The following is a 13,217-nucleotide window of genomic DNA, read 5'->3' on the forward strand; positions in this document are numbered from 1 at the left end:
AAGTAGAAGCGAAACATCACATTGTAACGATGCTGATGTGTATAGAGGCCCAATGGGCCTTTTTCTGTTTTTAAGAGAAGAGAATGTCTTGTTTGCCATCTTGGGAAGGCGTATGCTGATATAATGGTATAGATCATTTGCAGTAGAGCGTGTGGAGATGGGGAAGAGTGCGTTCCCTTGGATTAGGAAGCATTTTGAAGCGCGTAGGGCGCACATTATATATGTACAGGATGGTTATTTCATGGATCATAAAAATAAATCAAGTAGAGCCCCTTTATATGAAGCGTTGCTTGCGTATCGTGATTCGAAGCAGCGTTCTTTTCATGTGCCTGGGCATAAGAATGGTCAAGCTTATCGACATTTGGTAGAACAAGCAGAAGCAGGGCAACCTCCAGTTAAGGATATCGTTAATGAGGAACACCAGCACAACGGAGAGATTCAGAGCGATGCAGGAGGGAACGTTAACGGAAGGATAGAGCAATTCAGTTCAGTGGAGAAACATGGGGCTAACATGGGGAGTGGGGAACGACTCAGCGATGAAGGGGCTCATTCGGAAATAGAACTGACACCAGTGCGTTCATTTCTCGAGATGATGGAGATGGATGTCACGGAGATTACGGGCACCGATGATTTGCATCATCCAGAAGGTGTGATCCAGGAAGCGCAGGAGCTTGCGGCAGATTGTTTTGGAGCAGAGGAGAGTTTCTTCCTTGTGGGTGGAAGTACGGCTGGTAATCTATCCTTACTTCTTACTGTGTGTGATGAGCTGAATAGTATTGTGCTGGTGCAGCGGAATGTACATAAATCCGTTATTCACGGGTTGATGCTGGCGGGCGCAAGAGCTGTATTTCTGGAGCCGTGGGTCGATCCTGCGTCTGGACTTGCGGTCATGCCGTCGGTAGAGACGGTTCAGGCTGCTGTCCAGTCCTACCCTGAGGCAAAGGGCGTATTAGTCACGTTGCCCAATTATTACGGCATGGGCGCTGATCTGACGCCCATAGCCGAAGTATGCCACGCTGCTGGCATGCCACTGCTCGTGGATGAAGCGCATGGCGCGCATTATGGGCAGCATCCGGAGCTGCCAGTCTCTGCACTGTCATGCGGAGCAGACGGTGTTGTGCAGTCGACGCATAAGATGCTGACGGCTTTCACCATGGGTGCCATGCTGCACATTCAGGGACCACGGTTAAACCGGTCCCTGTTAAGGCAGCGCCTGGCCATGGTGCAAAGCTCAAGCCCATCATACCCCGTGATGGCTTCGCTTGATCTTGCGCGCCGGCTACTGCATGTGCAGGGCGCGAACACTTTCACGGCGGGGCTCGCCGCCGTGAAAGCCTTTAAGCGCGGCCTCGCGGAGCTGCCGCGCTTCCAGTTGCTGCAGCCTGCACAGCCGCTGCAGCCAGAAACGCCAGCCGGAACAGCGAAGCCGGCTGGCTTGTCCGTGTCCGCTGCGCAGCAGACACGGGAGGGCCTGACCGCGGCGGCGATGCCATCTGCCGCGGGGTATACCGCTCAGGACCCATTCAAGGCCGTCATCTATGACGGCACAGGGGTGCTGAGCGGTTATGGGCTACAGCAGCAGCTGGAAGCATGCGGCTGTGTGCCCGAGATGAGCGACGAACGGTACGTCGTCTTGCTCTTCAGCCTAGGCTCAACGGTGCAAGATGCTCAGCACCTGTTGCAGGCTTTACACCATATCAGCTCTGCCGATGGGCATGAGCAGGTCCAATCCAATGCAGAGCCATCGCAACAGATTGCGAAAGGTTCGGCCCATTATATTTCCACGTGGAACAATTTACAAGAAAATACTTGCCACTCGGAACCGATTTCCTTTACACTGCAACCGATTGTAGAGATGGATACGATCAATGTCCCGATAGAAGAAAGCGCGGGTTGTAGATCAGCCGAGATGGTTATTCCATACCCTCCAGGGATACCGCTTGTATATTCTGGTGAACGTATTAGTACATCGATGGTGGCTCGTATACACCTCCTTCGGGATGAGGGTGCAAAGTTTCATGGGGTATCTGATGCATCTCTACAGGTATTGAAGGTTATGAAGGAATGAAGGGAATACATGAAGATCTGAATTGCATTCACCAATAGGTAGGCAATATGACCAATACGGATAGCGATATCGGACCCTACATATGTGAGGGTCTCTTGGTCATTATTTTAATTGCTAGGGTGTGTCTTCAAAACTCAGGCATGCAATACGCTGAAGAATGTCAGGTTCAACATCTTGAAGTCAAGGATTGCTGACCTGGCGAATTGTCCAGACGATTTTCTAAGGAACCGAGGACGTCTTATTTGGGCCTTCGAGTCCTCCTTTTATTTTGTAAGGAACCTGAGACATGTTATTAACCAAATTCACCCAACAAACACGCTGTAAACGGCTGGTTATTCCAATATAGCGTGTTTCAGATTCCTTAGATTGCTGCGGACGCTTCAAATCGCTGAATAAGACGTCACAGGGTCGTTAGCGCTCCGCCCCGTGCTCTGCTCCAGACACGTTCAGTTACGTTCCTGCTTTCGGCAGGTATGAAGATCCACTCTAGTTCAACTTATACAGATAGACATAAGAAAGAAGGGAACACTTTGGGTATTCCGCTAAAAAAATATACAGGAATAGTCCTGCAAGTTTTGTTGATGTACGGTTTTTATTGGATTGGAAACTTGATTCAAGCTGTATTACATCTGCCGTTAACAGGTAGTATTGTGGGCATGCTGGTATTGTTTGTCACCATTCAACTGGGATGGATCAAAATGAGCTGGGGAGAAGAAGGGTCAACGTGGCTTCAATCCCATTTACAATTATTGTTCATTCCACCTACTGTGGGCATCATTAATCATTTTGATTTTTTTAGAGCTAACACATTATTATTAGTTCTTGGTTTGATCGTTAGCACATTAATCACATGTCTGATATCTGCCAAATTAAGTGAGTGGCTTATGACATGGAGATCGTCTCATTCAGGCAAAAAGGAGGCGATCACTTGTCAGCATTCATCCTCGGAATTGGAATGATCGCGCTAACTATCGCTGTATATATTCCAGCCACTCGTCTATATAAAAGGCTGAGATGGCCAATACTTATGCCTGTACTTACAACGACTGCCATACTGATCCTTATCTTGGTGATTTCCGGTATAAAGCTGGATACGTACATGCTGGGTGGCAAATGGATACAGGAGCTCTTGGGCCCAGCAGTTGTATCTCTCGCTTTTCCCTTGTCCAGACACCTGCATGTGCTGAAGAAAAATATCATTCCAATTGTGGGCGGAACGATCGGAGGCAGTATTACAGGTGTGTCCACAGGGGCTTTAATCGCCATTCTGCTTGGCTATCCTCAGGAAATGGTCATCGCTTTATTGCCAAAATCCGTGACCACTCCTGTGGCTATTCAACTCGCTAATCAGGTTGGAGGGAATGCCTCATTCACATCGCTTTTTGTGATGATTGCAGGATTCTCAGGGATATTATTGGGGCCGATGCTCTTGAAATGGGCCAAAGTTCGCAGTAAACATGCCTATGGAATTGGACTGGGTTCAGCATCTCATGCCCTCGGCATGGCAAGGTCTTTTGAGTATGGAGAGAATGCGGTAGCCCTCAGTTCAGTTTCCATGATTGTAAGTGCCATTGCCGGATCAATTATGCTTCCATTATGGGTATGGATCATCTACGGTTGAGCGCTTTAGTTTGTTGTTCATGTTGGAGTAACTGCTGACCTATAGTATGATAGAAAGAAACAAGCTTGTATGATCTTGGTGTTATTATTACGTACCGATATAGCTGTAGCTATACACCTCTGGGCGGGGGAAATCATATCCTGTAGCAAGAGGGTCTAAGCATTTTCAATTACAGCAGCAATAGATGCAATTATCGACATAGAAAGCAGGGAAGCATATGCAGGGCAGAGGTAAATTCATTACGCTGGAAGGGGGAGAGGGTTCCGGTAAAACAACGATGATCGGTAGAATAGGTTCTTATTTTGAAGAACGGGGTATACCTTACGTAGTTACCCGAGAGCCTGGTGGAATTGAGATTGCGGAGAAAATACGTTCGATTATTCTGGACCCTCTTCATACGGCAATGGATGCTCGAACCGAAGCGCTATTGTATGCAGCTGCACGCAGCCAGCATCTGGCGGAGAAAGTAGAGCCTGCGCTGAGAGCTGGAAAAGCAGTCATCTGTGACCGATTTGTCGATAGCAGTCTGGTCTATCAAGGCTACGCCCGTGGACTCGGGATAGAGAATGTATGGGCCATTAATCGTTTTGCGATCGGTGATCTCATGCCGGATGTGACCTTATATCTGGACATTGAGCCTGAAGTGGGGCTTGCCCGGATCGATGCTCATGATGGCCGAGAAGTGAACCGTCTGGATCTGGAAAATCTGGAGTTTCACCGTAAAGTGCGAGAGGGTTACTTCCTATTAAAAGAGCAGTTCCCGGAACGATTCAGAGTTATCGATGCTTCCATGAAGCAGGAGGATGTCTTGGCAGCAATGATTTTGTCGCTGGAGACAGGGATTTTGAAGGATTTTGACGAGTAATTGTCTAATATATAGACAGGGCATTTGATAAAGGTGCTTATTCTAAAGGAGGTTATGCAGGATGAAACTGATTGTTGCGATTATACAGGATAAAGACAGCAACCGATTATCCAGCGCATTGGTCAAAGCAAACTTTCGGGCAACGAAGCTTGCCAGTACGGGCGGATTTTTGAAGGCAGGCAACACGACGTTTATGATCGGTGTCGATGATGGTCAAGTCGAATCCGTAATGAACGTCATTCGCAGCAGCTGTAAGGTTCGTGAACAGCTCGTGACTCCGGTCACACCGATGAGTGGAACAACCGACTCTTACCTGCCGCTACCTGTTGAAGTTCAAGTAGGCGGAGCTACTGTATTTGTTCTCCCGGTAGATCGCTTCGAACATTTCTAATTAAACCTATTGCATGGATCTCATGAGGGTCCTTCATGATCGATAGCATGTTGGAAACGATGGATGCAAGAAGAGTTAACAGAGTTCGTGCGTGCCACTTACGGAACGCCTTTCTTGATGAGAAGAATCAGCATACTCTTTCCGGATTGCATTTCCCAGCTGGGGGAATGGTTCATTTCGGAAAGAGGTTGACTACAAAGAACAAGTCCTTGATGGTGATGTGTATCTACCATTATATATAGAGTGTGATCAGCATATATAAAAGCCTCATTCTCACGCACAGGCGCAACGCGCACTGTGCTGATGGGCGATTGGCTAACTATGATAGAAAGCGGGCGTATCCATGAAAATCAATCCTGGATTCAGACCGATTCAGAGCGGGATCAGTTCTACTGATTCAGGTTCCAAACCGGTTCAATCCAAAAATTTCTCTGATATGATGAATCACCAGGGGGAACGGGCCTCACAAGCTGAACTGAATCGCCGGTTTAGTGAAATCCAGCTTCAGGGAGATCGCTTGGCACGTTCCATGACGATTCGTGAACTGAAGGCGTATAAGCAACTTGTTAAAAGGTTCCTGGAAGAGACCGTTCGTCGCGGTGTATCCATGAAAGAGACAAGGGGTTGGGATCGTCGTGGCAGAGGCAAGCGTTATAAGCTGATTGATGAAATTGACTCCGCTCTGTTATCCATGGCTGATGAACTGCTGGATACAGAAGAAGGAAAAATCTCTCTATTACAACAAGTAGGGGAAATTCGGGGGATGCTTATTAATTTAAGCTTCTGAGGAGGAAGTATGTCCTTTCAACAGATTATGGGTCAACAAGCGGCCAAGCAAATGTTACAAAGCAGTTTGAGACGTCATGCAATAAGCCATGCGTATTTGTTTAGCGGTCCAGCTGGTAGTGGGCAACGGAAGACGGCAATTACCTTTGCCAAGGCAATATTCTGTACAGAGCTTGAAGATGACGCTTGTGGGCAGTGTCTTGAATGCCGTAAGGTAGATCATGGTAACCATCCGGATCTAACCATGCTTGCGCCAGATGGAAACAACATTAAAATAGATCAAATCCGGGATCTGCAGCGTATTTTTTCATACCGATCAGAGGCAGGACATCCCAAAGTATATATTATAGAACAAGCTGAGAAAATGACGGTGCAGGCAGCAAACAGTTTGCTCAAATTTCTGGAGGAACCGCAGGTACCAGCAGTCGGCATCCTGATTACAGATAATGGACAGGCCATGTTGCCAACAATCCGCTCACGCTCCCAATTGGTGCCGTTCAGCGCACTTAATCCGGAAGAGATGCTGCAATCCCTGATCGAGGAAGGGAACCCTGCCAATCTGGCTCGCTCTGCCGTCCATTTAGCGTCAGGATTGGAAGCATGTAGAGAAATTCTCCAGCAGAATTGGTTTGCAGAAATTAGAAACGTAATGTTACAATTAGGGAAGGAGTCCCTGGGTAGAGGAAGTACATCATTGATCTCTGCACAGCAGAAGCTTTTTAAAACCGGACTCTCTGAACACCTGGACATGTTACTCAGTTTGTTCCATCTATGGTTTAGGGACATGCTGTATGTTCAGTACGATAGGCATGAACATATCGTTTTTATAGATCAGTTAGACATGTTATCTCAGTTGGCACATACCCGCAGCACAGAGCAGTGGGTCTCCTATATGGATATGGCCGCAGCATGCAGAAAAAAATTGCGTTTCAACGTCAATGGCCAGCTTTGTCTGGAGCAATTTTTGATCGGTTTGGCATAAGACTGGGAGAGGGCAAAGTTAGCTCCAATCATATGCAAACGGTTATAACTTCGGCCGGTTCCCTAAGAAGACGGGGCTTCAGACGAAGTGGGGTTGGCTTACAAGGGGGTTAATTTTTTGTACAGTGTAGTGGGTGTCCGTTTCAAAAAAGCGGGCAAAATTTATTACTTCGATCCCCTGGACCTTCCCATTGAGAAAGAAAACTGCGTTATCGTGGAGACAGCGCGGGGGGTTGAGTACGGTAAGGTTGTCGTAGGTAAGAAGGAAGTGGGCGAGTCCGATGTGGTGTTGCCGCTGAAGAAAGTCATCCGCGTTGCGGGCGAGACAGATGCCCGTGTGGTTGATGAGAACAAACGTGCAGCCAAAGAAGCATTCGGTACTTGTTTAAATAAAATCAAAGACCATGGCCTCAAAATGAAGCTGGTCGATGTGGAATTTACGTTTGATCGCAATAAAATTATATTTTATTTTACAGCTGAAGGAAGAGTTGATTTCCGGGAGCTGGTCAAGGATCTGGCAAGCATATTCCGGACACGAATCGAGCTGAGACAGATTGGTGTACGTGATGAAGCGAAGATGCTTGGTGGAATCGGACCTTGCGGCCGTGTGTTGTGTTGTTCTTCCTGGCTGGGAGACTTTGAGCCGGTATCAATCAAGATGGCTAAAGATCAGAGCCTGTCACTGAATCCGACGAAAATTTCAGGGTTGTGCGGAAGACTCATGTGCTGTCTGAAATTTGAGCATGATAACTATGAAAGTGTGAGAGAAGAACTGCCAGCTGTAGGCAAATTGGTCGTCACCTCATTGGGTGAAGGAAAAGTTGTCGGAATTAATGCCGGTAGCCGCACAGTCCATGTTCAACTGTTCGACATCAGTAAAGTCAAAGAACTTCCGCTGGATGACGTCGTTATCAAGTAAACCATAAAGGTTGCTTCGGGGTGGAAACTTGGAAAAGAAAAATCTGTTTACGCACATTCATGAAATGGAAACCCAACTGGGTCAGTTGCACGGTGATTTAGGAGAGTTAAAAATGATTGTGAAGGAGCTGCTTGAAGATAATCAGCGGCTTACCATCGAGAATGAGCAGTTACGCAAACTGCTCAAACGTGAGGCTCCGGCAGATCTGCCGATCTCCTCAGCACTCGCTCCTGTAGCAAGACCAGCAGGTCCGGCTACAGGCGAGGATGTTGTGGGTGAAGGGTATGATAATCTAGCCCGGTTGTATCACGAAGGCTTCCATATCTGCAACGTCTATTATGGACATTTGCGGACGGAAGGCGATTGTCTGTTCTGCCTGTCTTTTTTGAATAAATGAAGTGACCGTAGGGATCCCCTACGGTTTTTTTTCAAGGTTATAAACCTAAACTAAACGAACATGAGATATAGAGTACCGGAGGATGAGCGTAACATATGAAAGCAAATGAAGTTGTGTTACATGAGTCAGAGCGGATTGATGATCTGCTCTCTCATGATCTGAGAATCATTCAAAGTGATGAAGTGTTTAGTTTTTCGATGGATGCCGTATTATTAGCCCGGTTTGCTTCGGTACCTAAACGGGGTCGTGTACTTGATTTGTGTACGGGTAACGGGGTGGTTCCCATTTTGCTTACAACACGTACGCAGGCTAGTCTGGAAGGGATCGAGATTCAGCCACGTTTGGCTGATATGGCGCGTCGCAGTGTGCAATTAAATGCATTGGATGAGTCGATTATGATTCGTGAAGGTGATTTGCGAGAACTCGTGAAAGAAACAGGACATGCTGTATACGATGCAATAACGGTTAATCCTCCATACATGCCTCTGAATGGCAGTGATCTCAAGATGAACACACATCAGGCAATGGCACGTCATGAGATCGGATGTACCCTGGAAGAAGTGATACAAGCTTGCAGTCGACTTGTACGTAATGGCGGCAAAGTATCGATGGTTCATCGTCCGCAGCGCCTTGCAGAGATTATCTCGCTCATGCGTGAGTATAAGCTGGAACCAAAACGGATTCGGATGGTACATCCCCGTGCTCATTTGGAAGCCAACATGGTGTTAATTGAAGGAATGAAAGATGGTAAACCCGAAGTAAGGATGCTTCCTCCACTCATTGTCTACAATGAAGAGGGGAAATACTGCGAAGAGATTATGGATATTTACTATGGTCAGCAACCTGAGCGTACTACGAAAGGAGGGCTTTAGATGACTTTGCATATTCAAAAAAGCTATGCGGAGCAGCCTGAAGGATCAGGCAAGCTCTATCTGGTTGGAACACCCATTGGTAATCTGGAGGATATGACCTTCCGTGCCATCAAGACATTGCAGAGTTGTGACATCATTGCAGCAGAAGATACACGCCAGACCCGAAAGCTGCTTACCCATTTTGAAATTACACCTTCGATGCTGTTTAGTTATCATGAGCATAATAAGGGGGCGAGTGGACCTGAACTGATACGCTATATAATAGAAGGAAAAAATTTGGCACTCGTCAGCGATGCTGGTTTGCCAGCCATTTCGGACCCTGGTTCTGACCTTGTGCAGCTTGCACTGGAAGCCGGAATAACGGTCATTCCCATCCCGGGGCCCAACGCTGCATTGTCTGCTCTGATCGTGTCCGGATTACCGACGGAGCGTTTTACATTCGGCGGTTTTTTGCCGCGGGAGAAAAAGGACATGCGAAAAGTGCTGGAGGCGTTTGACGAATCCAACGGGACTTTGTTATTTTATGAATCGCCTCACCGTATCCGGAAAACATTAGTCCACCTTGAAGAAATTCTGGGTGATCGCTCGATTGTCCTGGCACGTGAACTAACCAAGCGTCATGAGGAATTCGCAAGGGGCACTGTGAGGGAATGCATAGACTGGCTTGAAGAACATCCGCCTCTTGGCGAGTACTGTTTGCTGGTAGAAGGCATTAAGGAAGAGGAGCGTAAGGCTGAGCGCGAAGCATGGTGGCAGCTCATGTCACTCGCGGATCATGTCAGCCATTATGAGGGTGAAGGACACAACCGCAAAGATGCAATGAAAAAAACGGCTACCGATCGCGGTCTGGCGAAGCGGGATGTGTATAATGCATTAATCGAGTAGTAATCTTACCAAATATCTTCTGTTGTGGGGAACATAACCTGAAAAGAAGCTTATATCCAACCTTAGTGGAATATTAAAAAGAGCAGAGTGGCTAAAAAAATTCCGAACAAATTTCATCGTTGTCTCCCAGTTCGCGTGTGACAGAATCACTTTGGGTAATGGAACCCATAACAAGGCAAAAAAATACCTTCCGCGGTGGGGTTCACACCGGGAAGGCTATTAAGGAATATTAAAAGGTTAGAAATAACAATTTAGATAAGTCCAGTATACCTGGTTTTTCTTATTTTGTCACAGGTGCAGGGATTTCGGAAATACATTCGTTACAAACAATTTTACCTTTGAAGTAAGTAACGTTCTCTGCATTACCACAGAAGATACAAGCAGGCTCGTATTTTTTCAACATGATGCGCTCGCCGTCAACGTAGATTTCCAGAGCATCTTTTTCACCAATACCGAGCGTACGGCGCAATTCAATTGGAATAACTACCCGTCCCAGTTCGTCCACTTTTCTTACAATACCTGTTGATTTCATCATTATAATCAGTGCTCCTCTCAGCTAACTATCTTTGTCATTATTCGACATTATTTTATGTTTTATGATACTCATCATACCAACGATTCCCAAATCAGTCAACCTTAAAATTAGCTTAAAATTAAGGGTGTTTTTCACAAGGTTACTGGTGGTAAGGGATTGGCAGCAGTTTTTCGCATTTAAACCTCAATGTCAGCTTTGTCGATTTGGAAAACGACAAAACTACTTCATTCGACAAAGTTCGTCATATGGTGTCGAATATTAGGTGAATCGCAGAGCTCAAAGCGTTAATATAAAAGGAATTAAAGGAGTGAGTCGACATGGAACAACGTTTAACGGAAGAGAAAGTATTCAAAGATCCGGTACATAATTATATCCACGTGCAAGATCCGGTTATATGGCAGTTAATTAACACCCCGGAATTTCAGCGTCTACGCCGGATTCGTCAGCTGGGTACTTCTTACCTTACCTTTCACGGAGCAGAGCATAGTCGGTTCTCACATTCACTAGGTGTTTATGAGATCACACGCAAGATCATCTCTCAATTTGAAAGAAGTCATTATTCGGATTGGCCGAAGGAAGAAAAGATTGTAGCTCTGTGTGCAGCTCTACTTCATGATCTCGGGCATGGGCCATTCTCTCACTCCATCGAGGAAGCTTTTGACATGAATCACGAAGATTGGACTTGTCGCATTATTACAGGTGATACCGAAGTAGGGGCGATCTTAAGACGGTATGCTCCTGATTTTCCTGAGAAAGTAGCGTCTGTCATTCAAAAAACGTATGAAAAGCCGATTGTGGTGAACTTGGTGACCAGTCCGCTTGATGCAGACCGAATGGACTATTTGCTCAGGGATGCCTATTTTACAGGTGTAAATTACGGCACGATTGACCTTGATCGTATCCTTCGGATGCTGCGTCCTTATCATGGGCGGATTGTAGTCAAGGAGTCAGGCATGCATGCTGTGGAGGATTACCTCATGTCTCGGTACCAGATGTATTGGCAGATTTACTTCCATCCGGTAACTCGTAGTTCTGAAATTATATTGCGGCAAATATTCAAGCGAGCAAAAACACTCATACAGCATGGTTTTCAATTTCGCTTCATGATTGATCCACTCCCTCAATTATTTGGAGGAGAATTATCCGTAGATGAATATTTGCAGTTGGATGAAGCCTTAATTCAGACGGCATTTACACAGTGGCGAAAGGAGGACGATACTGTTCTAAGTGAGTTATGCGAACGTTTTATGGATCGCAAGTTATATAAGTATGTAGAGCTTGAACAGGTCGACTTGACAATGATGGAAGAGATTCGGGAAGCTTTTGTACAGGCTGGTCTCGATCCCGAATATGATCTTGAAATTGATTTTCCCTCGGATAATCCGTATGATGTGTTTCGTCCGGATGAATCCACAGATAAGCAGATTCTTCTTCTGGATCGACAGGACAATTTACGTGAGTTGTCAGAAGTATCTGACATTGTCCGTTCCATCAGTGGGCTTCACCGAGGGAAACATCATTTGTATTACCCGCAAAACAAGGTGGATGCGATTATTCACGAATTACCGTCACATATACGCCCCTATTTCTTGTAATCGTGTGGGTATAATCCGATGAAGAATTTCGATATCAAAACACTTTCTAAAAGAGCTATTTTTCATGATACAGTAATCTGCTTTAATGGGGCGTATATGTAGATCGACATAATTTTGTAAATGCAAGCAGGGAGAATAAGCACAAATAGCAATATATAGATCAGAATATCCGTATATCTTCTATATATTGTAGTTGTGAAGAAACAAACGTAATGATGTAATACACAGATACCCAAAATGTTTTATGTATGAGTCATTGAATTATTGAATTTTACAAATGTGATTTTGAAAAAGAAGATAGTCGTTATTTCGACATGAAGGGAGATACAGACATGATGCTGTTCGACACACATACACATCTGGATGCACCACAATTCGACGAGGACCGCGAGGACATGATTCAGCGTGCTGTGGATGCAGGAGTTGGTCGCATGATCAACATTGGTTTTAACCGGGAGACAATTCCAACCACAATGAAACTCGCTGAAACATATGACTTTATATATGCAGCTGTAGGGTGGCATCCCGTAGATGCGATCACAATGCAGGACGGCGATTTGGAGTGGATTGCATCTTTATGCAAACATGAAAAAGTGGTTGCGATCGGTGAGATTGGATTGGATTATCATTGGGATACATCACCAAAAGAAATACAGCATCGCGTATTACGACAACAAATTGCTTTGGCGCGTGAAGTAAACATGCCGATTGTCATCCATAATCGGGATGCACATGAGGATATCATAAGAATTTTGCGTGAAGAGAAAGCGGGTGAAGTTGGTGGTGTGATGCACTCGTTCTCGGGTAGCTGGGAAACAGCCAAAAGTTGTCTCGATATGGGCTTCCATCTCTCCTTCGGAGGACCGATCACATTCAAAAATGCAAAGCAGCCCAAAGAGGTGCTGGAGAAGGTTCCTATGGACCGGTTTTTCATTGAAACAGATGCTCCATATTTGACACCTCACCCTTATCGTGGAAAGCGAAATGAGACAGCGCATGTACGTCTGGTTGCAGAGGCAGCTGCGGAAATTAAAGGCATTTCGGTGGAGGAAATTGCTGCAATAACAACCAAAAATGCCATGGAACGATTTGGAATTCGTTAAAAAAACGAGCAAATGAGGCGAAAAAGGCAGGTAAGCGGAGGTAATTTGCTCTTTGATCCAAATAAATCAAGAATATTACAATATTTTAACCAAATATTCAGAAAAACGTACTTGATCAACGCTTTACAACATGCATCAAAACAGGATATCATCTTTTCAGTGAATTGTTGTGCGGAAAATTGGACAGATGTTCGGGGGA

At 45.7% G+C, this 13,217-nt stretch carries 14 protein-coding genes; 13 read left to right on the plus strand and 1 reads right to left on the minus strand.

What is annotated here, in order from left to right:
- The first annotated feature begins 241 nt into the window (after positions 1 to 241).
- From MHB85_RS00080 to rsmI, 11 genes are all read left to right on the plus strand, one after another.
- Positions 242 to 2,068 (plus strand): aminotransferase class I/II-fold pyridoxal phosphate-dependent enzyme, encoded by a 1,827-nt coding sequence (locus MHB85_RS00080; protein ID WP_192136389.1) that lies wholly within the window; start codon positions 242 to 244, stop codon positions 2,066 to 2,068.
- A 608-nt stretch (positions 2,069 to 2,676) separates the two neighbouring features.
- Positions 2,677 to 3,027 carry a CidA/LrgA family protein gene (locus tag MHB85_RS00085; RefSeq protein ID WP_164783413.1) on the plus strand — a complete coding sequence of 117 codons (351 nt, stop codon included), beginning with the start codon at positions 2,677 to 2,679 and terminating at the stop codon, positions 3,025 to 3,027.
- On the plus strand, positions 2,997 to 3,689 hold the full coding sequence (locus tag MHB85_RS00090) for an LrgB family protein (protein WP_192136390.1): 693 nt from the start codon (positions 2,997 to 2,999) through the stop codon (positions 3,687 to 3,689). Before MHB85_RS00085 ends, MHB85_RS00090 begins: the two co-directional genes overlap by 31 nt.
- A 217-nt stretch (positions 3,690 to 3,906) precedes the next feature.
- Positions 3,907 to 4,554: a dTMP kinase gene (tmk, locus tag MHB85_RS00095; RefSeq protein ID WP_105602451.1), complete on the plus strand. Its 648-nt coding sequence runs from the start codon at positions 3,907 to 3,909 to the stop codon at positions 4,552 to 4,554.
- A gap of 61 nt (positions 4,555 to 4,615) precedes the next feature.
- The gene (locus MHB85_RS00100) at positions 4,616 to 4,945 is read left to right on the plus strand and encodes a cyclic-di-AMP receptor (RefSeq protein WP_017691391.1); all 330 of its coding nucleotides are present in this window, start codon (positions 4,616 to 4,618) and stop codon (positions 4,943 to 4,945) included.
- A gap of 343 nt (positions 4,946 to 5,288) precedes the next feature.
- Entirely contained in the window at positions 5,289 to 5,732 is a 444-nt protein-coding gene (locus MHB85_RS00105; RefSeq protein WP_017691389.1) for a YaaR family protein, read from the plus strand.
- Between the two features lie 9 nt (positions 5,733 to 5,741).
- On the plus strand, positions 5,742 to 6,713 hold the full coding sequence (gene holB, locus MHB85_RS00110) for a DNA polymerase III subunit delta' (protein WP_192136391.1): 972 nt from the start codon (positions 5,742 to 5,744) through the stop codon (positions 6,711 to 6,713).
- A 117-nt stretch (positions 6,714 to 6,830) separates the two neighbouring features.
- Entirely contained in the window at positions 6,831 to 7,631 is an 801-nt protein-coding gene (locus tag MHB85_RS00115) for a PSP1 domain-containing protein (RefSeq protein WP_053778939.1), read from the plus strand.
- Positions 7,632 to 7,659: 28 nt separating this feature from the next.
- A complete protein-coding gene (gene yabA, locus MHB85_RS00120) occupies positions 7,660 to 8,028 on the plus strand; it encodes a DNA replication initiation control protein YabA (protein ID WP_017691386.1) in 369 nt (122 codons plus the stop codon).
- 95 nt (positions 8,029 to 8,123) lie between these two features.
- The gene (locus tag MHB85_RS00125; protein ID WP_091018344.1) at positions 8,124 to 8,900 is read left to right on the plus strand and encodes a tRNA1(Val) (adenine(37)-N6)-methyltransferase; all 777 of its coding nucleotides are present in this window, start codon (positions 8,124 to 8,126) and stop codon (positions 8,898 to 8,900) included.
- Positions 8,901 to 9,785: a 16S rRNA (cytidine(1402)-2'-O)-methyltransferase gene (rsmI, locus tag MHB85_RS00130; RefSeq protein ID WP_036606130.1), complete on the plus strand. Its 885-nt coding sequence runs from the start codon at positions 8,901 to 8,903 to the stop codon at positions 9,783 to 9,785. It begins immediately after the preceding gene.
- Between the two features lie 280 nt (positions 9,786 to 10,065).
- Here the strand turns inward: rsmI and MHB85_RS00135 are convergent, their stop codons facing one another.
- Complete coding sequence (locus tag MHB85_RS00135) at positions 10,066 to 10,320, minus strand: AbrB/MazE/SpoVT family DNA-binding domain-containing protein (protein ID WP_024633700.1); 255 nt, start codon at positions 10,318 to 10,320, stop codon at positions 10,066 to 10,068.
- Between the two features lie 317 nt (positions 10,321 to 10,637).
- Between MHB85_RS00135 and MHB85_RS00140 the strand changes: the two genes are divergently transcribed.
- Together MHB85_RS00140 and MHB85_RS00145 are read left to right on the plus strand one after the other, a co-directional pair.
- Positions 10,638 to 11,915, plus strand: coding sequence for an HD domain-containing protein (locus MHB85_RS00140; RefSeq protein WP_091018341.1), 1,278 nt, complete (start codon positions 10,638 to 10,640; stop codon positions 11,913 to 11,915).
- A 332-nt stretch (positions 11,916 to 12,247) separates the two neighbouring features.
- Positions 12,248 to 13,018, plus strand: a complete 771-nt coding sequence (locus MHB85_RS00145; RefSeq protein ID WP_192136402.1) for a TatD family hydrolase — start codon at positions 12,248 to 12,250, stop codon at positions 13,016 to 13,018.
- Positions 13,019 to 13,217: the final 199 nt, after the last annotated feature.

Source organism: Paenibacillus sp. FSL K6-4396, from assembly GCF_038002525.1.
Classification (GTDB): domain Bacteria; phylum Bacillota; class Bacilli; order Paenibacillales; family Paenibacillaceae; genus Paenibacillus; species Paenibacillus amylolyticus_B.

What these genes read in the sequence shown, in the direction of transcription:
- MHB85_RS00125 (WP_091018344.1), top strand. Translation starts at nt 8,124, where the DNA reads ATGAAAGCAAATGAAGTTGTGTTACATGAGTCAGAGCGGATTGATGAT.
- MHB85_RS00100 (WP_017691391.1), top strand. Translation starts at nt 4,616, where the DNA reads ATGAAACTGATTGTTGCGATTATACAGGATAAAGACAGCAACCGATTA.
- rsmI (WP_036606130.1), top strand. Translation starts at nt 8,901, where the DNA reads ATGACTTTGCATATTCAAAAAAGCTATGCGGAGCAGCCTGAAGGATCA.
- tmk (WP_105602451.1), top strand. Translation starts at nt 3,907, where the DNA reads ATGCAGGGCAGAGGTAAATTCATTACGCTGGAAGGGGGAGAGGGTTCC.
- MHB85_RS00080 (WP_192136389.1), top strand. Translation starts at nt 242, where the DNA reads ATGGATCATAAAAATAAATCAAGTAGAGCCCCTTTATATGAAGCGTTG.
- MHB85_RS00135 (WP_024633700.1), bottom strand. Translation starts at nt 10,320, where the DNA reads ATGATGAAATCAACAGGTATTGTAAGAAAAGTGGACGAACTGGGACGG.
- MHB85_RS00140 (WP_091018341.1), top strand. Translation starts at nt 10,638, where the DNA reads ATGGAACAACGTTTAACGGAAGAGAAAGTATTCAAAGATCCGGTACAT.
- MHB85_RS00145 (WP_192136402.1), top strand. Translation starts at nt 12,248, where the DNA reads ATGATGCTGTTCGACACACATACACATCTGGATGCACCACAATTCGAC.
- holB (WP_192136391.1), top strand. Translation starts at nt 5,742, where the DNA reads ATGTCCTTTCAACAGATTATGGGTCAACAAGCGGCCAAGCAAATGTTA.
- MHB85_RS00105 (WP_017691389.1), top strand. Translation starts at nt 5,289, where the DNA reads ATGAAAATCAATCCTGGATTCAGACCGATTCAGAGCGGGATCAGTTCT.